General features: G+C 58.6%; 21 protein-coding genes. 5 read left to right on the forward strand and 16 right to left on the reverse strand.

Features of this window, described 5'->3' with window-relative positions; translation table 11 throughout:
• Nucleotides 1-11 precede the first annotated feature (11 nt).
• From GNF76_RS03400 to GNF76_RS03415, 4 genes are all read right to left on the reverse strand, one after another.
• Nucleotides 12-1454: a c-type cytochrome gene (locus tag GNF76_RS03400; RefSeq protein ID WP_155581762.1), complete on the reverse strand. Its 1443-nt coding sequence runs from the start codon at nt 1452-1454 to the stop codon at nt 12-14.
• A gap of 3 nt (nt 1455-1457) precedes the next feature.
• Nucleotides 1458-3047, reverse strand: a complete 1590-nt coding sequence (locus GNF76_RS03405) for a GMC family oxidoreductase (protein ID WP_155581763.1) — start codon at nt 3045-3047, stop codon at nt 1458-1460.
• Between the two features lie 14 nt (nt 3048-3061).
• The gene (locus tag GNF76_RS03410) at nt 3062-3598 is read right to left on the reverse strand and encodes a sorbitol dehydrogenase family protein (protein WP_218585278.1); all 537 of its coding nucleotides are present in this window, start codon (nt 3596-3598) and stop codon (nt 3062-3064) included.
• Nucleotides 3599-3837: 239 nt separating this feature from the next.
• Nucleotides 3838-5193 carry a serine hydroxymethyltransferase gene (locus tag GNF76_RS03415; protein ID WP_155581765.1) on the reverse strand — a complete coding sequence of 452 codons (1356 nt, stop codon included), beginning with the start codon at nt 5191-5193 and terminating at the stop codon, nt 3838-3840.
• Between the two features lie 398 nt (nt 5194-5591).
• On the opposite strand from GNF76_RS03415, the gene GNF76_RS03420 reads away from it, so the two are divergent.
• Both GNF76_RS03420 and GNF76_RS03425 read left to right on the forward strand, forming a co-directional pair.
• Complete coding sequence (locus GNF76_RS03420; RefSeq protein ID WP_155581766.1) at nt 5592-6194, forward strand: helix-turn-helix transcriptional regulator; 603 nt, start codon at nt 5592-5594, stop codon at nt 6192-6194.
• Nucleotides 6181-7077 (forward strand): queuosine precursor transporter, encoded by an 897-nt coding sequence (locus GNF76_RS03425; protein WP_155581767.1) that lies wholly within the window; start codon nt 6181-6183, stop codon nt 7075-7077. Before GNF76_RS03420 ends, GNF76_RS03425 begins: the two co-directional genes overlap by 14 nt.
• A 53-nt stretch (nt 7078-7130) precedes the next feature.
• Here the strand turns inward: GNF76_RS03425 and queC are convergent, their stop codons facing one another.
• The 6 genes from queC to cyoA form a co-directional block, all read right to left on the reverse strand.
• Nucleotides 7131-7823: a 7-cyano-7-deazaguanine synthase QueC gene (gene queC, locus GNF76_RS03430; RefSeq protein ID WP_155581768.1), complete on the reverse strand. Its 693-nt coding sequence runs from the start codon at nt 7821-7823 to the stop codon at nt 7131-7133.
• A 121-nt stretch (nt 7824-7944) separates the two neighbouring features.
• The gene (gene cyoE / locus GNF76_RS03435; protein WP_155581769.1) at nt 7945-8832 is read right to left on the reverse strand and encodes a heme o synthase; all 888 of its coding nucleotides are present in this window, start codon (nt 8830-8832) and stop codon (nt 7945-7947) included.
• An 11-nt stretch (nt 8833-8843) separates the two neighbouring features.
• Entirely contained in the window at nt 8844-9179 is a 336-nt protein-coding gene (gene cyoD / locus GNF76_RS03440; RefSeq protein WP_003216374.1) for a cytochrome o ubiquinol oxidase subunit IV, read from the reverse strand.
• A complete protein-coding gene (locus tag GNF76_RS03445) occupies nt 9179-9805 on the reverse strand; it encodes a cytochrome o ubiquinol oxidase subunit III (protein ID WP_056858318.1) in 627 nt (208 codons plus the stop codon). The genes cyoD and GNF76_RS03445 overlap by 1 nt, the downstream gene beginning before the upstream one ends.
• Nucleotides 9806-9808: 3 nt before the next feature.
• Nucleotides 9809-11827 carry a cytochrome o ubiquinol oxidase subunit I gene (cyoB, locus tag GNF76_RS03450; RefSeq protein ID WP_155581770.1) on the reverse strand — a complete coding sequence of 673 codons (2019 nt, stop codon included), beginning with the start codon at nt 11825-11827 and terminating at the stop codon, nt 9809-9811.
• 3 nt (nt 11828-11830) lie between these two features.
• Nucleotides 11831-12772, reverse strand: a complete 942-nt coding sequence (gene cyoA / locus GNF76_RS03455; RefSeq protein ID WP_155581771.1) for a ubiquinol oxidase subunit II — start codon at nt 12770-12772, stop codon at nt 11831-11833.
• A gap of 338 nt (nt 12773-13110) precedes the next feature.
• On the opposite strand from cyoA, the gene GNF76_RS03460 reads away from it, so the two are divergent.
• The gene (locus GNF76_RS03460) at nt 13111-13410 is read left to right on the forward strand and encodes a hypothetical protein (protein ID WP_155581772.1); all 300 of its coding nucleotides are present in this window, start codon (nt 13111-13113) and stop codon (nt 13408-13410) included.
• A 158-nt stretch (nt 13411-13568) separates the two neighbouring features.
• Here GNF76_RS03460 and GNF76_RS03465 read toward each other — a convergent pair whose 3' ends face one another.
• Together GNF76_RS03465 and hmpA are read right to left on the reverse strand one after the other, a co-directional pair.
• Nucleotides 13569-14075 carry a disulfide bond formation protein B gene (locus GNF76_RS03465; RefSeq protein ID WP_155581773.1) on the reverse strand — a complete coding sequence of 169 codons (507 nt, stop codon included), beginning with the start codon at nt 14073-14075 and terminating at the stop codon, nt 13569-13571.
• Nucleotides 14076-14351: 276 nt separating this feature from the next.
• Nucleotides 14352-15533, reverse strand: coding sequence for an NO-inducible flavohemoprotein (gene hmpA, locus GNF76_RS03470; protein WP_155581774.1), 1182 nt, complete (start codon nt 15531-15533; stop codon nt 14352-14354).
• Nucleotides 15534-15687: 154 nt separating this feature from the next.
• Here hmpA and norR point away from each other — a divergent pair, with 154 nt between their 5' ends.
• Nucleotides 15688-17235, forward strand: a complete 1548-nt coding sequence (gene norR / locus GNF76_RS03475; RefSeq protein WP_155581775.1) for a nitric oxide reductase transcriptional regulator NorR — start codon at nt 15688-15690, stop codon at nt 17233-17235.
• A 27-nt stretch (nt 17236-17262) separates the two neighbouring features.
• Here the strand turns inward: norR and GNF76_RS03480 are convergent, their stop codons facing one another.
• The gene (locus tag GNF76_RS03480; protein WP_155581776.1) at nt 17263-18162 is read right to left on the reverse strand and encodes a DMT family transporter; all 900 of its coding nucleotides are present in this window, start codon (nt 18160-18162) and stop codon (nt 17263-17265) included.
• A gap of 137 nt (nt 18163-18299) precedes the next feature.
• Between GNF76_RS03480 and GNF76_RS03485 the strand changes: the two genes are divergently transcribed.
• Nucleotides 18300-19175: a helix-turn-helix domain-containing protein gene (locus GNF76_RS03485; protein WP_155581777.1), complete on the forward strand. Its 876-nt coding sequence runs from the start codon at nt 18300-18302 to the stop codon at nt 19173-19175.
• A 157-nt stretch (nt 19176-19332) separates the two neighbouring features.
• Here GNF76_RS03485 and dacB read toward each other — a convergent pair whose 3' ends face one another.
• The 3 genes from dacB to GNF76_RS03500 are packed head-to-tail and all read right to left on the reverse strand — an operon-like array spanning nt 19333 to nt 24251.
• Nucleotides 19333-20790 carry a D-alanyl-D-alanine carboxypeptidase/D-alanyl-D-alanine endopeptidase gene (dacB, locus tag GNF76_RS03490; protein ID WP_155581778.1) on the reverse strand — a complete coding sequence of 486 codons (1458 nt, stop codon included), beginning with the start codon at nt 20788-20790 and terminating at the stop codon, nt 19333-19335.
• Nucleotides 20791-20844: 54 nt separating this feature from the next.
• Nucleotides 20845-21882, reverse strand: a complete 1038-nt coding sequence (locus GNF76_RS03495) for a YncE family protein (protein ID WP_155581779.1) — start codon at nt 21880-21882, stop codon at nt 20845-20847.
• Complete coding sequence (locus tag GNF76_RS03500) at nt 21882-24251, reverse strand: TonB-dependent siderophore receptor (protein WP_246211862.1); 2370 nt, start codon at nt 24249-24251, stop codon at nt 21882-21884. The genes GNF76_RS03495 and GNF76_RS03500 overlap by 1 nt, the downstream gene beginning before the upstream one ends.
• Between the last annotated feature and the right edge of the window lie 76 nt (nt 24252-24327).

The following is a 24327-nucleotide window of genomic DNA, read 5'->3' on the forward strand; positions in this document are numbered from 1 at the left end:
TTTACTGGCCGTTACTTTGAATGTAGCCGGCGATTCAACGCAATGCGCTTGGCCTCCAGCGCCTGCACCTGTGCGCGGCGACGCCGCCACACCACCAGCACTACCATCAGCAGCAACACCAGCAATCCTCCACCCCACAACAGATACGGCATGGCCGTGATCAACAGTGGCGCGTCCCCGCCGCGACGCATACTGGCCACGTCTGCCGGGCTGACACTCAGTGCCGGGTTGCCAAAAGTTTGCAGGCTGTAGTTGGCGATGGCAGCAATTTGCGCGTCATTCAGGTCACCGCCCAGCGCCGGCATGCTGACCGCTGCGTCAGCGCCCTTGCGGTCGATACCGGCAATGATCGCCATCACCAGGTTGTTGGCCTGGTTGCCGTTCAGCGCGCTGTTGAGGCTCAGGGACGGATAGAACGCATCCGAGGTGCCTTGCCCATCACGACCATGACAACTGGAGCACGCCGAGTTGTAGAGGCGCGCGCCATCGGTGCCGCTGGCGTCGGCCAGTGAGGCTTGATCACCCTGGCCGGTTTCCAGGGTGCTCATGTCCACCGGCTTGACCTCACGCACCACCCGCTCGGTCTGCTGCGGATCGCGGATCGGCGGGACCGTGCGCAAGTAGGCGGCCATGGCGTGCAGGTCGCTGTTACTGAGGTGGCGAAAGCTGTTTTCCACCGCCTCGGCCATGCCACCAGCGGCTTGGGCCTTGTCGGTCAGGTGACCGTTTTTCAGGAAGTCGACCAGGTCGTCCTCGCTCCAGTCACCCAGGCCACTGACCTTGTCCGAGGTGATGTTGGGCGCAACCCAACCGCCCAGCTTTGCCCCGGCCAGGTACTGGCTGTTGTCTTCGGCCATCAACACGTTGCGCGGCGTATGGCAGGCGCCACAGTGGGCCAGGTTGTCCACCAGGTACTGGCCACGGTTGACCTGCTCACTGGCGCCCGGCTTGGGCACAAAGCCCTGGCTATCGAGGAACACCAGGTTCCAGCCGAACATCAATTGGCGGATGTTGAAGGGGAACGCCAACTTCGTTTCCGGCACCGGCTGGTCCACCGGTTTGACACCGTGTTGCAGGTACACATACAGCGCGTGGATGTCCTGATCGCTCATGCCCTGATAGGACGTGTATGGCATCGCCGGGTACAGGTGCCGCCCCTTGGCGTTGATGCCTTTGCGCAAGGCATCCGCCAGTTGCTGCTCGGTGTAGTCGCCGATGCCGTAGGCCTTGGACGGCGTGATGTTGCTGGAGATGATCTTGCCCATGGGCGAGTCGATCACATAGCCGCCGGCCATTTCCGGACCGCCGTGTTCGACGGTTCGGTGACAGGCCACACAATCCCCGGCCCGCGCGACATAAGCCCCTTGCTCGATCAGCGCCGCATTGTCTTCAGCGGCGAAGGCCGGCAGCGCAGTCGCCAACAGCGCCAGCAATGGAAATTTCAGTAATCCCATGACCTAGATCTCCCGCGCAATGATGTCGGCCATACGGATACTCAGCGCCACACCCGCGAGGGTCGGGTTGATGGTGCCGGAGGCCGGAATCACCCCGGTGGTGGCCAGGAACAGATTGCCGTGGTCGTGGGTGCGACACTCGTGGTTGACCACCGAGTCCTTGGGGTCGGTGCCCATGATCACGGTGCCCATCAGGTGGTCGCGGTTCTGGTAGCCGGTGTTGTCTTCCACCACCGTGCCGCCCATCAGGCGCACAAAGTGCGCGTAGTCTTCATCGACGTCGGCCTTGGCGGCCTTGACGTAATCCCCCACATCGTAATTGACCACCAGCATCGGAATACCGAGAGCGTCCTTGCGGGTGCGGCTCGGGCGCACGGTGTTGGTGGGCAGCGGCAGGGTTTCATAGACAGTGGACACATCGACCCAGCGGGCCGCGTCGTGGCGGATGCGCTCGTCCAGTTCCTTGCCGTAGACGCCCTCGGCGATCAACCGCTTGGCCACGGCAATGTTGGGCACGTTGTTGGAGATCGAGTGCTTGACCGAAGCCCGTTCCTTACGGAACTCACCGTCGCGCCGGTTGAAGATCCCGCCCTGCTGCACCGCTCCGCGCCCCGGCCACAACGGCTCGTCGGCGAGAAACTGCAGGCCCATGCCAGTGTGGTCCATCAGGTTGCGCCCGACCTGGTCGGAGGAGTTGGCAACGTCGGAAATCAGCAGCAACTTGGGGGTTTCCAGGCCATGGGCGGCGACCACGAAATACTTGGCCGTGAGCCGCACATCGGCACCGGTGGAACTGCGGTAATGGACGGCGACGATCTTGTCGTCCGCGCCCTTTTCCAGTTTATACGCGGTGGCGTCGGTGAGCAGCTTGGCGCCGGCCTGTTCCGCGTGACGAGCGTGAACGTCGCCGCTGTACATCGCACCGATGGGGCACACCGGCATGCAGTTGTTATTGCCACTGCACGCCGGGCGGCCATCGTAAGGTTCGGTGGCACGGCCGTTGGGCTCATGAATGAAGTGATAACCGGCCGGTGACATCCGCGCCCGCAGGCGCTGGAACAGGTAGGTGTCGCCTTCCGGTGCCATCGGGTAAGGGGCCGAGCGCGGAGGGAAAGCACCGCCGCCCTGCCCGCTCTGGTCCTGAGTGTCGTTGCCACACACGCCCAGGGCAATTTCCGCCCTGACGTAATAGGGTTCCAGCTCGCTGTACTCCAGTGGCCAGTCACGACCGACGCCATACAACGTCTTCAACTTCATATCGTTAGGCAAATAACGCCAGCAGGCTGCCGCCCAGTGCCAGGTAGTACCGCCCACCAGTTTCAACATGCCGGGGCGAAATTCGAAAGAACCGGTGTTCTCGATATATTGCTCATCATAAGAATGATGAGCCCACGGTTCATTGGGATACGGTGAGTTGTAATTGCTCTTGTTTGACGAATTACGGAAGTTCTCGACGATCTTCCAGCGGGGAATATGCTCACCCGCTTCCAGAATAATCACTGACTTGCCGTGTTTGGCCAATTCAAAAGCGGCATTACTGCCTAACGCGCCGGAGCCAACCACAATGACATCGGCGTCATAATCCTGATTCATAAAGGTGCCTTGTCTTAGTCGTTGGCCAGCGTGGCCGGAGGATCAACCCAGTAATTGGTTTTTCCACGGGAATAGGTCGGGATCACCGTGGCGTCCCGAGTCGGCTCATAAGCCAACGCACCGGTAAAGGTCACCAGCCGCGTGTTGTCCGTGGCACGCCAGGAAACCGGGGTGCCGGTGTAGCCCAGGTACCAGGCCGAGACGATTTTTTGCACGGTGTCTTTAACCACCGGATCGCGATAGAACGGGCTGCCGGACAATTGGCTGACGCTGTGCAAGTGCTGCTGGCCGACCTTGCTCCACAACGCTTTCATCTTGTCCGGGAATGTTGGATCGTTCTGCGTGCACTGGGCCAGGATCCGCAGGGACAAGGTGGCGTCCAGGGTCTGGCGTTCGGTAAGGAACATCGATAACTGACGGAAGGATTCAACATCGTCACTGGCTGCGCTGCGAACATCCTGCGCCAGCACAGAGCCCGCCCACAAAGGGGCGAACAGGCCGGCGCCGGTCAAGGCTGCACCTGAATAAAGGAGTTTTCTTCTGGTAATCACGGGGTATCTCCACATGAGTCGAGCAATGATCGGCGGATAGATCAATTTCGACTTCACTGCAAAAGGCTAATTACTTCGGTCACTGAAGTTGATCGGACTTTAAGAGCCCTTTTTATAACTGCCTGGAGAACATCAAGCTGCCGGACAGCTTGCTTATAATAAGAATGAGAAGTAAGACGAGCAGGTATGACAGTTGCCGAACCACCCTACAGCAATTCATCCCGTAATCACATGAAACATCAGTGTTCCATATAGTCGGTGATGGGATACATCGCGCACAACGCTTCGACCTGAATACGGAACCGCTCTTGTAACGCAGGTTCCAGCCTGTATTCCTGCTCACCGAGCGGCGTCACCTCATCGAGTATCCGGCAAACCAAATCGACAACTCGGCGACATCCCTCAGGGTCGATGTAACGTTGCGCCATGGATCCGGTACCAATACACAACCCGCTGGTGACGAGTGACGATCGGGTCTCGCCGGGTACGCGATTTTTATTCACGATGATCCCGCAGCACTCCAGCGCTGACTCCGCAATAGCGCCGGTGATGCCTCCACGCAAGCGAATCAGGACCGTGTGGTTTTCACTGCGCCCGCCTACGACCTCATAGTCATAGGCCTGAAACGCGCTGGCCACCGCATCCGCCGTGATCCGAATCCGTTCCATCCAGGCGTCGAACGCTGGAGACATGGCGTAACCCAACGCAGCCGCCTTTGCCGCAATCATGTTGACGGCCGGCGCCCCCTGCATGCGAGGGAACACGGCTTGATCGAGCACGCGGCTGAAGGTCGACTTCAGGCCAGGCACCTTTGTGTGGGCGTCACGGCCGGAAAGGATCAGGCCTCCGCGCGGCCCCGCGAGTTGCTTGTGCGTGCATGTCGTCGTGACGTGTGCAGCGTCGATCGGGCTCGGATGCCGCCCAGTGGCAACCAGCCCGGCGATATGGGAAATGTCAGCGAGCAGGATGGCCCCGGCTTCATCGGCAATCGCGCGGAACCGCTCGAAATCGATGACCCGTGAGTAAGCCGTCGCACCGCAAATGATGATGCGCGGACGATGAGCAAGCGCGAGCTGGCGCACCTGGTCGTAATCGATGAGGCCGTCAGATGTCGTACCGTAGCGGATGACCTTGTAGTAGGCGCCGGTGAAAGCGACGGGGCCACCATGGGTAAGATGCCCACCGTGATCGTGGGCCATTCCCAGCAACGTATCCCCAGGCTCAAGCAGGGCGGCGAGCACTTGGGCATTGGCGTTCGAGGCCGAGTGTGACTGCACGCCTGCGTACTGGGCACCAAACAGCTCTCGCGCTCTGCGGATCGCCAGCGACTCAACCCGATCGACATTCTCGCAGCCTGCGTGATAGCGCCGGCCCGGCGTGCCCTCTACCGTGACGTTGACCAGCGCCGAGGCAGATGCCGCCAGGGTTCCAGGCGTGACTGCGCAGGAAGAAGAGACCAGTGACAGTGTGTGGTGCTGGCGCGTGACTTCTGCGTCCAGGATTCCCGCCAACTCGGCGTCTTCTGCTCGCAGATCCGCCATGCCTCGTCGCAGCAGGTCAGCCTGGTTCTTCAGTGGTTCAGTATTGGCTGCCATTATTCTGTGCCCCTTCCTTGGTGATTGCGTGCTACGAACGACAGCACGTTTTCCTGGGTTTCACGTTCGTGTGTGCGTATGAAGCCTTGGTGCAGACTGCGCCCTACGCAGGGCAATTAAACAGAAAATTAAACACTTTCCAAATTAAATGATGCTTTTTTTGAACGGCCGGGGGCTACGATCGCGGGAAAACCATGATGGCGAGCACCCGGACCTTTATTCTTATAGCTGGCGCATGCAACACTTCCGTCAGCGGCGGCCCCCGAAACGCAAACCCGAATCGGACTTTCCCACGATTTGATCGCCCAGATTTGCGTCGGGTATTGAATGACACTCCCAGGGTGCGAGCGCTGTAAAAACTCGACGTGTCACGACTATAAGGAAATGGTGGGCATTTGATGCACAAAAGAGAAAGAACCGAGTACTTGAAGAGCAACATTAAGTACTTGATAAAAAGTCGCGGAGAGACGCAACTGTCTTTGTGCAATTCCAGCGGCCTGACCAGAACCACCATCTATAATATTCTGGAAGGCAAGGTGGTTAATGTACAACAGTCGACCATTCGCAAGATCTCTGATTTTTTCGGGGTGTCTTACACGGAAATAGAAACCGTCGACTTTGAAGAGAAGGAGATAATCGAGAGTAGCGTTTCCCTGCAAGGCAACATGAACCCGGCGGCAGTCCCGATCATCAAAGAAAGCCTGCTTATTTCAAGCATGGATAAGCGAATTGGCGAGTTGGCCACTCTTTATCCACTGACCTATTACTTCGGCACATCCTACAATTTGATCGCGGTACTTCTGGAGAACGATATCAGCGGAATAAACGAGCCCGGTGATCTGTTGATCATACAAAAAGGCGCGTCGAGCGACGACAAGGAAAAGCTGGTGTACGACAGAGTAACAAAAAGACTGTTTATCACGAATGACGTGTGTGCCAGCTCAGAACGCATGTGTGTCGTCGGCGATATCATTGAGGAGCGATTTAATGACGGCGTATGAGGGTGATATCGAGAACAGCAAATATAAACTGCTGGGATTCGAAAACGACAAGAGTTTGGCCGTCATCATGATCATCGCCACGGGCAAGATCATCAGGATAAAACTGAGCGAAGTAGTGAACAGTGAAATAATGGACAACTTAAATAAAACGGAAATTAAGAACTTGTATAAGAAATTCTATTCTCAAGGCGGAACACTTACTGCCTACGATATAAATGACCGTCATGAAAACTCATGGATGATCTATATCATTCTCAACCTGCTGCTCTTTACATTTTATATTTTCACCAGCATTGCCGCGACCAAGCCTATTTATCTGGAGTCGCTCGATATCATTGTGACTCCGGGCACCTTTCTGTACCCCCTGACATTTTTAATCGTTGACTTGCTGAATGAGCAATTCGGCCTGAGGCTGGCGAGAAGAGCCATCCTGTTTGCGTTTGCCAGCAACGCGATGATCATCATTCTGCTCTATGGCTCGACCTTCCTTCCCGGCTTGCCCGGCTGGAAGCTCGACGGGCCTTACAACGATGTGATCGTTCAAGTGTCATCGGTGTTGATCGCCTCTTCGGTTTCGTTTCTTGTTTCGGAAAACATAAACTCGTACCTGCTGTGCAAAATCAAGGAGCTGACCAACTCCAAATACCTGTTTTTGCGCATATTCCTGAGCACGTTGTTTGCGGTGATCATTGACAGCTTCGTGTTTTGCTTCATCGCCTTCTACTGCGCCATGCAAACCAATGACATCCTCAACATGATTTATGTGCAGATCGCGATCAAAGTCTGCTTTGCCTTTTTCAACATCCTGCCAGCCTATGGTGCCCGCTCGCTGTTCAAGCGCTATATAACGGGCGATAGCCAGGCCCAACAACAAACCACCTGACGGTTTCCAGGCCAATGGGTTCAATAACATGAACCCATTGGCAGGCAACGCTATCAGGCCAGTTTGCTTTTCAGACTTGCCATGACGTCTGCTTTGTTTCCCAGATAATCGTTCAGCCCTTTGGCACGAAGATTACAAGCATCACAGTTACCGCAACCACTGCCGATAATGCCGTTGTAGCAGGTCAGCGTCTGATCACGAATCAAGTCCAACTGGTTGTGGTAATCCGCCAGCGCCCACGTCTCTGCCTTGTTCAGCCACATCAGCGGTGTTTCAAGGCGCACGTTATATTCCATGCCCAGTTGAAGGGCTTTATTCAGCGCTTTGACAAACTCATCCCGGCAATCCGGGTAGCCGGAGAAGTCGGTTTCACACACACCGGTGATGACCGTCTCAGCCTGCACCTGATAGGCATAAATAGACGCCAGGGTTAAGAACAGAATGTTTCGTCCCGGTACAAAAGTGCTTGGCAAACTTTCACCTGAACTGTTTACCGTCGGCACCGGGATGTTATCGCGGGTCAGGCTGCTGATCGCCAACTCGTTCAACAAGGAGGTATCCAGTACTTTGTGCACGGTAGCCCCCAGTTGTTTTGAGAGCTTCTGTGCGACTTCGATTTCGGCGATATGACGTTGGCCATAATCAAACGTAATACAGTGCACTTCATCGTACAGGGGCAGCGCCTGGATCAGACAGGTCGTCGAATCCTGCCCGCCGCTGAAAACGATAACGGCTTTTTTCTTCATTATTCTGCTTCCTGCATCAGTCAGTAGGGTCATTTCAACATTTTAAACGGCCCACCGCAGGGCACTCAATAAAAAACCCCGCACTTCTCTCGAAGGCGGGGTCTTTTGACTGCGTTACCACTCAGTGCGCGTAGGTCACCAGCAGTTCACTCGGCACCCGAAAATCCAGGGACATCGCCACGCTCAAGGCGGTGATGGTGAAGATCGAGAACACGAACAGCTTGCGCGCCCAGACGGTGTCATCCACCGCCTTGTAGCCGGTCCAGGCCATGTACAACCAGTACATGCCCATGGCGGCCGCGACGGCGAGGTAGCTCATGCCGGCGTAGCCACTGAAGGTCAACATCAAGGTCGCCACGAGGAAGGCCAGGATGTAGAGCAGGATGTGTTTCTTCGCGACCTGGATGCCGCGCTTGACCGGCAATACCGGAATCGAAGCCGCCAGGTAGTCGTTGAAACGGAAGATCGCGATGGCGTAAGAATGCGGCATCTGCCACAGGCTGAACATCACCAGTAGCACCAGCGCGGCCATGTCGAAGCTATTGGTCACCGCGACATAACCAATCACCGGCGGCATCGCCCCCGACAGACTGCCCACCAGCGTGCCGTGAACCGACTTGCGCTTGAGGTACAGGCTGTAGAGGCCGACGTAGATGACGAAACCGATCACGGCAAACAGCGCCGCCAACGGATTGGCCACCTTGTACAACAGCACCACACCGGCAACACCCAGGACGGTCGCGAAGATCAGTGCCAGTTTCAGGGAGATAAGGCCCTGGACCAGCACACGATTCTTGGTGCGCTCCATCTTGATGTCGATGTCGCGGTCGATGCAGTTGTTGAATACACAACCGGAAGCCACCACCAGGGACGTGCCGATCATCGCAGCCAGGAAAATGGCCAGATCGACATGCCCCTTGGAGGCCAGGAAGAAGCCGCCTGCCACAGAAAGCACGTTACCGAAAATGATCCCCGGTTTGGTGATTTGGATAAAGTGCTTAAGCGACATCGGGTCTTACCTCACTTCGCCATCATGAACGTATGGATGCTGAACATGATCCATACCGACAGGCCAACCAGCAGGAGGATTACCAACCCTGCGAACACGAATGCAATCACGTTATCGCGCTGAGCCTTCGAACGGTCCAGGTGCAGGAAGTACACCAGGTGAACCAGAACCTGAATCACCGCGAACGCCAGAACGATCATCAAGGTGATCGATTTCGGCAGGGTCGGGTACATCACCAGGCCGAACGGGATCAGCGTCAGGATGACCGACAGGATGAAGCCAATGGCGTACGACTTAACGCTGCCGTGACTATCATCATGGCTGTCATGGGAATGTGCATTAGCCATTACAGAGTCCCCATCAGGTAGACAACGGTGAAGACGCAGATCCAGACCACGTCCAGGAAGTGCCAGAACAGGCTCAGGCAGCTCAGGCGGGTCTTGTTGGTGTTGGTCAGGCCATGCTTGTTGACCTGATACATCATCACCGCCATCCACAGCAGACCGGCGGATACGTGCAGGCCGTGGGTACCGACCAGCGTGAAGAACGCCGACAGGAAACCAGAGCGGTGCGGGCCGTAGCCTTCGGAGATCAGCAGATGGAACTCGTTGATCTCCATGCCGATGAAGCCCAGGCCGAACAGGAAGGTCAGGGCCAACCAGCTCAGGACGCCTTTCTTGCTGCCCTTGTAGAAGGCCAGCATGGCGAAGCCGTAGGTGATCGAACTGAACAACAGCAAGGCGGTTTCGCCGAGCACGTAAGGCAGTTCGAAGATGTCGTGGCCCGACGGGCCACCCGCTACGTTGTTTACCAGTACCGCGTACACCGCGAAGATCGACGCAAACAAGATGCAGTCGGTCATCAGGTAGAGCCAGAAACCGAAGACGGTCATTGGCCCCGAGTCGTGGTGATGGTCATCGTGCCCATGGTCATCGACATGGGCGTGTCCAGCATTGGTCACTAAGTTCGACATGGTTTAAGCCTGTTCCAACGAGGTTTCAACACGGTTGGCCGGGATCTTCTTCTCGGCTACCAGGCGAGCGTGTTGCTCGGCTTCGATGCGTTCGATCACGTCGACCGGCACCATGTAGCCTTGATCGTCACGGGCAGCGTGGACGATGAAGTAACCGATGGTACCCACCAGACTCACGATGGCCAGCCACCAGATGTGCCAGATCATCGCGAAACCGAACACGGTCAACAGCGCGCCCATCACCACGCCAGTGGCGGTGTTGTTAGGCATGTGGATCGGTTCGTAGTGAGCCGGTTTCTGGTACGCAGTACCGTCTTCCTTGGCTTCGGTGAACGGATCGATGCTGTTGGCTTTGGGCAGTACAGCGAAGTTGTAGAACGGAGGTGGCGAGGAAGTCGACCATTCCAGGGTGTGTGCATTCCATGGGTCGCCGGAGTCACAGGCGTTCAGCTTGCGATCACGTACGCTGACATACAGCTGGATCAACTGGCAGGCGATACCGACAGCAATCATCACCGCACCGAACATGGCGACGTACAGGTACGGCACCCACTCAGGGTTGGTAGTGGCGTTCAGACGACGGGTCATGCCCATGAAGCCCAAAGCGTAGAGCGGCATGAACGCGACGAAGAAGCCCGAGATCCAGAACCAGAATGCAGCCTTGCCCCAACCTTCGTGCAGCTTGAAGCCGAACGCTTTCGGGAAGTAGAAGCTGAAACCTGCGATGTAGCCGAATACCGCGCCGCCGATGATCACGTTGTGGAAGTGAGCGATCACGAACAGGCTGTTGTGCAACACGAAGTCAGCACCCGGGATGGCCAGCAGTACGCCGGTCATGCCGCCGATGGCGAAGGTCACCATGAAGCCCAGGGTCCACAGAACCTGGCTGGTGATGCGCAAACGGCCGTGGTAAATGGTGAATAGCCAGTTAAATAGCTTCACCCCCGTCGGGATAGAAATCAGCATCGTCGCCAGGCCAAAGAAGGCGTTGACGCTGGCCCCCGAACCCATGGTGAAGAAGTGGTGCAGCCAAACCATGAAGCCCAGCACCGAGATCGCGCCCGAGGCGTAGATCATCGAGTGGTGACCGAACAGGCGCTTGCCGGAGAAGGTCGAGATCACTTCAGAGAAGATACCGAACGCTGGCAGGATCAGGATGTACACCTCAGGGTGACCCCATGCCCAGAACAGGTTCACGTACATCATTGGATTGCCACCAAGTTCATTGGTGAAAATGTGGAAATCCAGGTAACGGTCAAGCGACAGCAACGCCATGGTTGCAGCCAGGATCGGGAACGAAGCAACGATCAGTACGTTGGCCCAGGTGCAGGTCCAGGTGAAGATCGGCATGTCCATCAGCTTCATGCCAGGGGTACGCATTTTCAAGACGGTGGCCAGGAAGTTGACCCCCGTCAATGTCGTCCCGAGTCCTGATAGCTGTAGCGCCCAGATGTAGTAGTCCACACCCACGCCCGGACTGTATTGCAGGCCCGACAATGGCGGATACGCAACCCAACCGGTCTTGGCGAACTCGCCGACGCCCAGGGACAGGTTGATCAGCACCACGCCGGATACCAGCAACCAGAAGCTCAAGGAGTTCAGGAACGGGTAGGCAACGTCACGCGCACCAATCTGCAGCGGCAAGGCAAGGTTCATCAGGCCGGTGAAGAAAGGCATCGCCATGAAGATGATCATGATCACACCGTGGGCGGTGAAGATCTGGTCATAGTGTTCAGGTGGCAGGTAGCCAGGCGAACCTTCGGTGGCCATGGCCAACTGGGTACGCATCATGATGGCGTCGGCAAAACCACGCAGCAGCATGACCATGGCAACGATGACGTACATGACGCCGATTTTCTTGTGGTCGACCGATGTCAACCACTCGGTCCACAGGTAGGTCCACTTCTTGAAGTAAGTGATACCCGCGACCAGCGCCAGACCACCGAGGATGATCATGGCAACCGTCACCATGACAATCGGCTCGTGATACGGGATCGCGTCCAGACTTAATTTACCAAACATCGTTTACTCCTCTGCCCCAGCAGCTGAATTCGAGCTCATGTCAGTACCTTCAACCGCGGCCACTTCTTTCTTCTCGTGCTTGACCGGCTTGCCTGGTTTCATGCCTTCGTACTTGTCGACGATTTTCTGAAACAGGTCCGGCTCGTACGTGGAGTACAGGGCGACAGGGTTGTTTTGGCTTGGTTTGGCAAGGGCTTCGTATTCAGCTTGATCAAGCTGTTTAGGTGCGGCCTTGACTTCGGCTACCCAGGCGTTGAAGTCTTCCTGGCTCGTCGAGATCGCTTTGAATTTCATGCCGGTGAAGCCAGCGCCGCTGTAGTTGGCGGAGATGCCTTCCATTTCAGCTTTCTCGTTCGCGATCAGGTGCAGGCGGGTCTGCATGCCTGCCATCGCGTAGATCTGGCCACCGAGAGCAGGGATGAAGAACGAGTTCATCACGGCGTCGGAGGTGATCCGGAAGTTAAGCGGGGTGTTCTCCGGGAACTGGATCTCGTTCACCGTGGCGATACCCAGGTCCGGGTAGATGAACAGCCACTTCCAGTCCAGCGCGACCACTTCGATGTTGATCGGCTTGACGTCGGAGTCCAGCGGACGGTAAGGGTCCAGCTCGTGGGTCGACTTATAGGTGATGTAACCCAGGGCGATGATGATGAGGATCGGGACCAGCCACACCGCGATTTCGATCTTGGTGGAGTGCGACCACTTCGGCGCGTACGTCGCGCTGGTGTTGGAGGCACGGTATTTCCAGGCGAACGCGAACGTCATGATGATCACGGGCACCACGACCAACAGCATCAGCAGGGTGGCGGTGATGATCAGGTTTCGTTGATCCAGACCGACTTGACCTTTGGGGTCGAGCAAGGTCCATTTGCAGCCTCCCAGCATTAACATCATGCCAAGCAGCGGCAAAAAGCCTAGTAATCGGGGGTACCTGTTTTTACTCATCTCACGACCTCTAAAGCAGCTTGCGCAATGCAGTTGGGTTTTGATCGCCAACACTTCACCCTGCCAAGGGTTGGCATTTCTCTTCGATTGAATAAGGGCCCGCTCGCCGCGCTATACGCGATCGACACGTCCGGGTTAGCGGTGAGTTCTTATTCGAATTCGTGGGTCAAAGGCCTTGTTACAGACCAATTCCATTTGGTGCGGATAGTTGAAGGCTGCCGGCACCTGGGGGTCGCATGAAGCAGTTCCTTCGCCTCTCGACCGCCCTAATGCTCATGGGATGAGCAGCACCGGACATTCAGTGCGGGCGATTGTAGATAGGTAAGGAGGTAGAAACCATGTCTTATCCAGAAATAATTTTTATCGTTTCCAGCAATAATCCTTCACCATTATTGCAAAGGTGCGTGATCGTATCGCGTTTGATTCTCAACAAAAACCCCAAAAAGTACCGTGTTATAGGGCATTGCGCCGCATCCCCTACACTGCGTAAGGGAATAGCAAACGCATCCAAGTCCCCTAAAAACAAGGCATTCGGACATCAGGCAATGTCATCGGCGGCACGTGGCTCGCGGCGTTGGCCAAACGACGAACTGACAGCCAGAATTCTTGCGCGGATGCAAATTTACATAGCCGCCTAAGGGGTGGGAAACGTCCTGCGACATCGCCACTGTGACAACATGTCGCATGCTGCGCGCACCCAATATTGCTCTCCGTCACGCCCCCTTCACAAAATTCCTACAAACAAAAACGCCCCGGCCTGCCTGTAAGGAAGACTGGGGCGTTCTTGATTAACGGGTCAGGCTTTGCTGTGACGATTGCGGTAAATGCCCAGCGGCACCAGGATCACCGTCAGCACAAAGGCCACCAGCGCCCATTGCGCCAGGGACAGGCCGAGGATCGGCGGGTAAGGCGTGCTGCAGAAACCGTCGACCTGGAAACCAAGGGGGAAGATCGTCGCCAGGGGCAGGCCATCGACAATCGGCTGCAGCACATCAATGCCACAGCTGACCTGAGGGTAGAACTGGGTGTACACATGATGCCCGGCGGCGGCGACGCCACCGATGGCACTGAGGACCACCAACACTTCAAAGAGCGTGACGCTGCGGGTGGTGCGCATGGCGGCACCGATAAAGGCGAAGATCGCAATCAGCAGCAAGGCATAACGTTGCAGGATGCACAGCGGGCATGGCGCCTCGCCCAACACCACCTGCATGTACAGCGCCCCGCCGATCAGCGCCAGGCAGATGATGCCCAGCAACACCAGAAAGCGTCGTTCCCGTCCCAAACGCATTTCGTCACTCATCCCCGTTTCCCTTTGCCAATAATGGTTGTTGTCGACCGTGTCGATGCCAATGGCCGCAAGTTTACACGCAGAGCGTGAACGTTGAGCAGTTGGCGTCAGGAGGTTTAAACAGCAAGGGTTAACAGCGGATTAATCGTTGAACAGGTTGTGACTGTGCTGACGCCATCGCGGGCAAGCCCGGCTCCCACAGTTGACCGAGTTGCTCAAGCAAACACCGTTCAACTGTGGGAGCCGGGCTTGCCCGCGATGAGGCCGACCCGGTGTATGGGTTAAACCTTATTCCAAGGCCGCCGCCGGCCCAAAGAACTCGTACCGGCTCTGCTTCTCCGGCACACCCAGCGCTTTCAGATGGCGTTTCATCGCCGCCATAAACCCTTTGGGCCCCAGGAAATACGCATCCAGGTCCCGCTGCTCAGGTAGCCACGCCGCCAATTGCTCCTGGCTGAGCATTCCCACCTTATCCGCCGCCGGGCTCACGCCATCGTCCTCGGCGTAGCAATAGAAGCGCTGCAGCTGCGGATGACGTTCGGCCAGCGCGTCCACCCAATCACGGAACGCATGCACCCCGCCGTTACGGGCGCAGTGGATAAAGTGCACCGGACGCTCGGTGGCCAGCGCCGCTTCCAGCATCGGCAGGGTTGGGGTAATGCCAACACCACCGCTGATCAACACCAGCGGCTTGTCGCTGGCCACCAGGGTGAACTCGCCCGATGGCGGGAACAAGTCGATGGTTGCGCCGACCTGAAACTGATCATGCAGGTAGTTGGACACCCGTCCACCGTCTTCACGCTTGACGCTGATGCGGTACTGACCCGCATCGCTAAGCGCCGACAATGAATAGTTGCGGCGCACTTCTTCGCCATCGAGCAACACTTTCATACCGATGTACTGGCCAGGTTCGGCGGCCAGGATCGGGCCTTTATCCACAGGTTCAAAGTAGAAGGAGATGATTTCGCTGCTCTCCTCCACGCGCTTGACCAAAGTGAATGGCCGTGCACCGCGCCATCCGCCCGGGGCCTGGGCTTTCTCGTCGTAAATGGCGGCTTCGGCACCGATCAGGATATCGGCCAACTGGCCATACGCGGCCCCCCAGGCGCTCATCACTTCAGGCGTGGCAATCTCGCTGCCCAACACTTCGGAAATCGCCCGCAGCAGGCAGTTGCCCACAATCGGGTAATGCTCCGGCAGGATTTGCAGGGCCACGTGTTTATTGATGATCTTCGCCACCAGGTCACCCAACTGATCCAGTTGGTCGATGTGCCGGGCGTACATCAGCACACCGTTAGCCAAGGCGCGGGGTTGATCGCCACTGGTCTGGTGGGCCTGGTTGAACAGTGGGCGTACTTCAGGGTATTCGGACAGCATCATCCGGTAGAAATGAGTGATCAGGGCTTCACCGCCGCTTTCCAACAGCGGTACGGTGGACTTGACGATGGCACGGTCTTGAACGCTAAGCATGGGGACACTCCTGAGCTTTGGGCTTCTAACTGATTACCCTGTGTTACTCAGGAATCATGCCAACAAATAAATCGTTATTTTTTAATGACTTAAATTATATGTAGTCAGTATGACTTCTTACGAACTATAGTCATTAGGACTACAAGGAGTCATTATGACTGCACAATCACTGCTCACCACCCTGCTGCCCCTGGTCGCCGACCTGTCCCGCGAACTGCCCGAGGGCGAACGCTATCGGCGCTTGCTTCAGGCCATGCGCGCCCTGCTGCCGTGCGACGCCGCCGCGTTGCTGCGCCTGGACGGTGAATGGTTGGTGCCCTTGGCAGTGGATGGATTGAGCGTCGATACCCTGGGACGACGCTTCAAGATCAGCGAACACCCGCGCTTCGAAGTGCTGCTCGGCAACCCCGGCCCTACCCGCTTTGACAGCGACAGCAAACTGCCCGACCCCTACGACGGCCTGGTCGATGGCCTCCACGGTCATTTGGAAGTCCATGACTGCATGGGCTGCCCGCTGTTTATTGACGACCGGCCCTGGGGCCTGCTGACCCTCGATGCCCTCGACATCGAGCGTTTCGAACGAGTCGAACTGGACGCCTTGCAAGCCTTCGCCAGCCTCGCCGCCGCCACGGTCAATGCTGCCGAGCGAATCGAACGCCTGGCCATCCGCGCCGAAGATGAGCACCAGCGCGCCGAGATCTACCGCCAGGCCAGCGGCCAGCAGCACAAGGAAATGATCGGCCAGAGCAAACGCCACAAGCGCCTGGTGGAGGAGATCAAACTGGTGGGCGGCAGCGACCTGACGGTGTTGATCACCGGCGAAACCGGCGTCGGCAAGGAGCTGGTGGCCCAGGCCATCCACGCTGCCTCGCCCCGGGCCGAAAAACCGCTGATCAGCCTCAACTGCGCGGCGCTGCCGGAAACCCTGGTGGAAAGCGAACTGTTCGGCCACGTGCGTGGCGCCTTTACCGGCGCGCTGAATGAGCGCCGGGGCAAGTTCGAACTGGCCAATGGCGGCACGCTGTTTCTCGATGAAGTGGGCGAGTTGTCGCTCACGGTCCAGGCCAAGCTGTTACGGGTGCTGCAAAGCGGGCAGTTGCAGCGCCTGGGCTCGGATCAGGAACATCAGGTAGATGTGCGCCTGATCGCCGCCACCAACCGCGACCTGGCCGAGGAAGTGCGCAACGGTCGTTACCGCGCCGACTTCTACCACCGCTTGAGTGTGTACCCGCTGCAAGTCCCGGCCCTGCGTGAGCGTGGCCGCGATGTGCTGCTGCTGGCTGGCTTTTTCCTTGAACAGAACCGCTCACGCATGGGCCTGGGCAGCCTGCGGCTGACGAGCGACGCTCAGGCGGCCTTGCTGGCGTATGCCTGGCCGGGCAACGTGCGCGAGCTGGAACACCTGATCGGCCGCAGCGCCTTGAAGGCGCTGGGCAATTGCCGGGAACGGCCGAAGATTCTCAGCCTCAGTGCCCAGGATCTGGATTTACCGAATGTCTCGGCACCGCTGCTCGAAGAGCAACCGGTTGCGGCCATACCAGAGGTAACAGGCGATCTACGCCTGGCCACGGAAAACTATCAGCGCCAGGTGATCGGTGCTTGCCTGGAACGGCACCAGCACAACTGGGCCGGCGCCGCCCGGGAACTGGGACTGGACCGGGCGAACCTGGGCCGGATGGCCAAGCGATTGGGGATGAAATAACCCCGTACCTCGGCAGCAGCTACAGGTTCATGCCAGGGTTCGAGCCCCAACTACCACCGGCTTGGGCTTACGAAACACCAACACGTTCCCCAACATCACCAGCACCAGTCCCGCCAACGCCGGCGCCGTCCATTGGTAACCTTCGGCAAAGGCCGAGACGTTCAGCGCCACCACCGGGAACAGTACCGTGCAATACGCCGCACGCTCCGGCCCCATGCGCCCCACCAACGTCAGGTAAGCCGTAAACCCGATCACCGAACCCGGGATCACCAGGTACAGCAGCGAACCGATATAACGGGTGTTCCATTCCATGTCGAAAGGAATCCCCTGGAACACGCAGTACAGCGCCAGCATCGAGGCGCCATAGGCCATGCCCCAGGCGTTGGTGGTCAGCGGCTTGAGCCCGGCTTTCTGCTGCAGGCTCGACAACATATTGCCCGCCGAGAAACACATCGTTCCCAGCAGCGCCAACCCCAGGCCGAGCAAGGTCTGCGGGCTGGCGGTATGGCCGGCCAACTCCGGCCAGAACAGCAGCCCCAAACCCAATAGCCCGAGACCGCCGCCCATCAACACGTTGCGGGCGACTTTCTGGCCAAAAAACACCCGGGCGTTCAGGGCGTTCCACAAGGTTGCCGTGGAGAACACCACCGCCACCAACCCACTGGGGATCCATTGGCTGGCGGTCAGGAAGCACATGAAGTTGACGCAGAACAGGCATAAACCCTGAGCCAGGCAGATCAAGTGCCCACGCCGGTTCATCACCTGCAGCTTGCGGCTGACCAGCAGCAGCACGAACAACACCAGCGCCGCCAGGCCGAAGCGATAGACGATGGACACAGGAATCGCCACCACGCCCAATTGCAGCTTGAGGGCAATCCAGGTGGTGCCCCAGATCAGCACGGTGAGTAAATACAGGGAAAGGTTCATGGCGCACTCCGGTTGTTGAACCACAGTGTCGCCCCGCAGCGACCGGCGCCTCTTGCACATTCTTGCGCTTTTGTCGGCTGGCGGGATCACAGCGCCCGCTGTGGGGAGTAGGATGCAAGTCGTCAGAGAGAACCGCCATGCCGCCACTGGAAACCCTGCAAGTCTTTCAATCCCTCAACCGCTCGCCCAACGCTCGCCTTGAGCGGTGCGCCGAGCTCGGTGACGGCTTGTCTGCAGCCTTGTGGAGCAACCATCACGATGCCCAGGATTATGAAGCGCCCAGCCACCACACCTTGTCCTGCTACGTGGGCGGCGGCACCGGGACGTTCCGGCGCGACCAGCCCGGCACCAAGGGCGGCCCGGACAAACTGTGCATCCTGCCCGCCGAACATCAGTCAGCCTGGGTGATCAACGGCGAGATCCGCCTGGCTCATGTGTATTTCAGCCCGGAACAGTTTGCCCTCGGCTGCGTCACCCTGCTGGACCGCGAACCCCGCGAACTGCAACTGCGGGAAAACACCTTTCTGGAAGATGCCCGGCAAGCCCATCGCTTCCACCAGTTGATCGGCCTGAACTGGCACGAGCCCGCCGAACGCTTGCTCACCAGCAGCCTGGCCCACGAAATGCTCAGCCACACCTTGCTCAGCCAAGTGGGCATGCGCGAGGGCTTGCGCTTGAAGGGCGGATTGGCCGCCCACCAGCGCCGGCAATTGGTGGAGTACATCGACCAGCAACTGGCCGAGCCCATCAGCCTTGGGCAACTGGCGGGAATGTGCGCGTTGTCGGAGTACCACTTTGCGCGGATGTTTCGTGAGAGTTTTGGCTTGCCGCCCCATCAATATTTACTGGCACGTCGGGTGAACCGGGCCAGGGAATTGCTGCGCAGCAGCTCACTGCCCTTGAGCGAAATTGCCCTGGCCTGTGGGTTCTCCAGTGCCAGTCATTTCACCAATCGGTTTCGCCAGGCGATGGGGGCAACGCCGGGGGAATACCGCCAGGCGTTCTTGGCCTGAAATACACTTCGAATAATCACACAGATCAAAGGTGGGAGCTGGCTTGCCTGCGATTAGCGGTGGGCCAGCCGATGAATCTGTTGACTGATACTCAGCCATCGCAGGCAAGCCAGCTCCCACCTTTGATCTGTGTGATATTCAGAAGGCTATCTTTTTATCAGTGCGCCCATTGCGCCAACGCAGCGGCCAATCGATCTTCCAGCACTTTGATCCGCGCCCCCTCGACCACGTAGTTATTGGTCACCATCGAAAACACCAACTGTCGTCCCTGCGCATCAGTCACGTACCCGGTCAACGACGAAACCCCGCCCATCGACCCGGTCTTGGCGTGCAGGTTGTTCTCGGCCGAGGTGCCTCGCAAGCGATAGCGCAGGCTGCCACCGGTCATGCGGTCCTGATTACCGGCAATCGGCAAGGCGTTGTACCAGGCGTTGAACCACGGTTGTTTGCTCGCCGCCAACAACAGGTCGGTGAGGTTTTGCGCCGACACCAGGTTACGCCGGGACAAACCCGAACCGTCCACCTGGTTCAACGTCGCCGGGTCCACTCCCTGGCGCTTCAGAAAACCAGCCACCGCCGCCGTACCCGCAGCCGCTGTCCCGGCATTGGCGGTCTTGCGGCCCATGGCCTTGAGCAGCGCTTCGGCCATGCTGTTATTGGAGAGTTTGAGCAGCGGCGTGATCAATTCCTGCAACGGCGCCGATTCATGCACCGCCAACACCGTCGCCGTGGTTGGACGGGTGCCACCGATCACGCGGCGCCCCTGAACGCTAATCCCCTGCTCCGCCAATGCCCGTTCAAACAGGTTGGCCACCAGTTGGGTCGGCTCCCAGACGCTGACCGCTTGCTGGCTTTGCTTGCCCGGCGCCACCGCACCGCTAAGCCGCAGCAGATTGGTCCCGTGCTGGCGGTTGAGGCCATAACTGTTGCCCGGCCCGCTGACCGCCCGGTTGCTGATCTGCACATAATCGGTAGCAGGGCTGATCTCGACACTCACCGGTTGGCCGACAACCGCCGGAGCCTTGGCGATAACCAGCAAGGTGCCTGCATCAAAATCCATATCGGGCGACACGGTCAGCGCCGAAATCTGCGCGCCGTAGTAAGTGCTTTCGTCGTCATGGGCCCAATCGACGCCCAGGCGCTCGGCGTCAAACCAGGTGTCGTCGAACACCAGGTCGCCCTGGACCTGACGAATACCCTGACCCGCCAATTGCGCGGCCAGTGCCTGGTAATCCGCCCACTGAATCGTCGGATCCCCAAGACCACGCAGGTACAGATTGCCGTTCAGGCGCTCACCCTGGCGAGCACCGTTGCTCAACAGTTGCGTGGAAAACCGGTACTGCGGCCCGAGGACATCCATCGCCGCTGCGGTGGTCAACAACTTGAGGCTCGACGCCGGAGTCAACCGGCTGCGCGGGTTGTGCTGGTAGAGCGTGCTGCCACTGCGAGCATCACGCACCATCAGCGAAACGCTGGCACCGTTCAGTGCCGGGTCGGCCAACAGGCGGTCAAGGGCCTGGCGGGTTGAAGGTGTCGGCGCCGTGGCGCAACCGCCCAGCAATAAGCTCAAGCCCAGCAGCATGCCACTGGCGTGTGTCCATCGTCCCAACCGCATAAACCGTGTGTTCCTTGATGTGCGAGAGTGCGCAGCTTGGTGAATTCACCTCGCTCAATCAAGTGCCAGGGTCGTCACCGAGAACGTATCGGCCTGAAACAACGGGTCCGGCTTGGGCTCTGCCAGGCTCGGCGCCGGTTGAATGAAGTCCATGGTCGACAGGAAAACCCGCCGGGTCTGCGGATCGAACGCCATGTTGTAGGCCATCGGCAAGGTGCTGATGCTGGCGCGCAGCACATAGCGATCGGCGTCGTGTTGCTCGATCACCGTCAGGCTGGCGTCCACGCCGCTGGGGATCAACAGGCGGCGATGCGGCACGTCATAAGCCAGGGCGTTGACGTCGCGGGTGATCGGCAAGCGGGCTTTCACTTCGCCGGTTTCACGGTCGGCGACGATCAACTGCGGCGCCTCCCCACGACAGGCGATGAACAAGCGCTGACGCTCCACATCCTGGGCCAGGGCGCTCGGCTTGGGGCAATCGGCAAACTGCCAGGTATCGAGTACGGCAAAGGTCTTCGCATCGAAGCGGGCCACCTTGCCTTCATCTCGCATCGGCAGGAAGAAACTGCCGTCACCCTTGACCAGCAACGGGTCGATTTTCTTCACCGCCAGCTCATGGGCCCCGGTGATCCGCTCCTGCTTCGGATCGAATTCAAACAGCGTCGAACGATCCGCCCGCCGTCCGCTGACAATAATCACCTTACCGGTGGTGGGCTCGTACACCGCACTGTTGAGGTTGCTTTGCGCCACCGGGATGCGCTTCAACAGTGTGAGTGTGGATAACTGCACCACACTCAAACTGCCGTCGGTGTTGAGCACAAACACCCGGTCCACTTCCGGCACAAACACCACGCCATTGGCGCCTTCGGACTGTTCCACCGTTTTGACCAGCCGCTGTTGCCGGGTATCGAACACGCTCAAGCCGTTTTCGCGTCGAGCCAGGAACAGATAGGGCCGAGTCGGGTCCAGCGCGACAAACCCCCAACTGTGGCCGGAACCGGGCAATGTCACCCGGTGTTCACGGTGATACAACGCATCATCCGCCAACGCTGTCCCGCTGATCAGCAGGAGTGCCACTAGCCAGTTTTTCATCAGAACTCCAGGGTGCTCGAGACCGACACCTGCCGTGCATCGCCAATCGATACAAAGGACGTGCTGACGGCGGAGGTGTAATAGGTGCGGTCGAACAGGTTTTTCACGTTGAGCTGGAACTTGACCTTCTGCCCGTCAACCTTGGTGTCGTAGGTGGCAAACACATCGGCCACGGTGTAACCCGGCAGCTCGAAGCTGTTGGCGGCATCACCCGCACGCTCACCGACGTAGCGCGCACCGGCGCCGACGCGCAATTGGTCGCCACCGACAATGCTGCCGAAGTCATAGACGGCCGACAGCGAAGCGGTGTTCTTCGCCACGTTCTGCAGGCGGTTGCCCTGGTATTTCGGGTCTTGGGTGACTTCGGCATCGGTATACGCATAGCTGCCGATCAGGCTCCATTGATCGGTCAATTGGCCGCTCACATCAAGTTCCAGGCCACGGGAACGTACCTGGCCGGCAACGCTGTACACCGAGGTCAAACCGTCGCCGACGGACACCAAAACATTGCGTTTTTCGATATCAAACACCGCCGCACTGGCAGTGATGCGCCCAGGAATGTCCAGCTTGCCTCCCAATTCCCAGGACTTGGACTGTTCCGGCTCAAGGCTGCCGTCCAGCACGCTCTTGTTGGCCAGCGGCGCGATGGTCGAATTGGGTTTGAATGACTCGGTATAGCTGCCGTAGAACGACAACTCATCGGTGTAGCGGTACACCAAGCCAACCCGCGGCACCCACTTCTGGCCATTGTTGTCGGTATTGGCGGTGAACGGCACGCCTTTGCCGGCGTACTGGTCATATTTCTGGAAGCGTGCGCCGCCCACCAGGATCCACTGGTCGGTCAGGTGAATGGCGTCCTGGAAGAACAACGAGTCACTGCGCAGCAAGTCGGTCTGGTTGCTGTCCGGAGCGCTGACGGTGGTGCCGGCCACTTCCCGGCCATACACCGGGTCGATGTAGCTGAAAACGCTGCGGCTGGCCTGGCGGATCAGGTCGGCGCGGTAGATCTTGCGGTACTCGTCATCCAGGCCGAACACCAGGTCATGGCGCATGCCGAACACATTCACCTTGCCTTGAAGGCTGGCGGTCGTGAAACGGTCGGTCGTCAGTGCGCCCTGGGTGCCGTCCATGCTGCGGGTCAGGGTGCCATTGGCGTTGACCTTGCTCACACGCACCTGGCTGGCGTCGTAGGTTTCACGGTTCCAGCTGTAGCCGAAGTGGGCTTTCCAGTCATCGTTCAGGTCGTGATCGGCTTCGAAGCGATACAGGTCGGAGCGGCCTTCCATATTATTGAAAGGCTCATCCAGGCGGTGGGTGGCCGGGATGTCCAGCGGGTGGTTGGTCTTCGGGTCGATGGCGGTGCCACGGTCGAAGGGTGAGAGAAACTCCCGGTGTTCATACGCGAACAACAGCTTGGTGTTCTCGCCATACCAGGCCAGGGACGGCGCGATCAGGCTTTCACGGTAGGTGCCGAAGTTGCGCCAGTAATCTTCATCTTCATGGTCGACAATCAGGCGGTATGCCAGGCCCGAATCACCGATGGGGCCGGTGGTATCGAGGTTGCCGCCGCTGCCGTTCTTGCCGCTGCCGAAGGTCGAGCCGCGCACGGTCAGGGCCGTGGACTGGGTCAATTCCGGCTTTTTGCTGACGATATTGACCACACCGCCCGGGTCCTGGATACCGTACAACAACGACGCGGGGCCCTTGAGCACTTCGACCCGCTCCGCCGTGGAGTTCAGCGCCCTGCCCTGCACCACCGGCATGCCGTCGCGCATGATCGAACCGTTACGGTTGTCGCCAAAACCCCGCAGCATCACGGCGTCCTGGGTACTGCCGAGGGTGTTGGCTTGAGTGATACCGCTGACGTTGGCCAAGGCATCGTCAAGATTACGCGGCACCTGATCGCGAATGACCTGAGCCGGTACCACGTTGACGGTTTGCGGGGTTTCCAACAACAAGCCCTGGGAGCGCATCACCGAACTGGTGGGCGGTGGCTGATAGCTGGTGGTTTCCTCGGATTGGCCCAGGCCACTGATGGTGGTGGCGCCCAGGTTCACCGCACCTTCAGTGGGTTGCGGCTCCAGGGCCAGGGTACGGGCATCGATCTGGCGGAAGGTAAAACCGGAATTGCCGAGTAAATGCTGCATGGCCTGGGCCGCGCTCATCCGCCCATTGACCGCCGGGGCCTTGAGGCCATAAGGCGCTTCATCGGTGTAGACCACGCTGATCCCGGTGACCCGGCTGAAATCGCTCAACGCCTGAGGCAACGGCTTGGCTGCCAGGGCAAAGCTGAACACGGCGCTTTGCTGCTCCGACTCCGCCGCCCGCGCCACCGACAGGGGCAACAACGCCAGCCCCGATACCACCATCACCGAGGCTCCCAGCCAATGCTTAACCAAACCACCTGCCGCCGACTTTGCCCTGGACTTCATGCTTGAGAACCCG

The organism is Pseudomonas spelaei (assembly GCF_009724245.1).
GTDB classification, from domain to species: domain Bacteria; phylum Pseudomonadota; class Gammaproteobacteria; order Pseudomonadales; family Pseudomonadaceae; genus Aquipseudomonas; species Aquipseudomonas spelaei.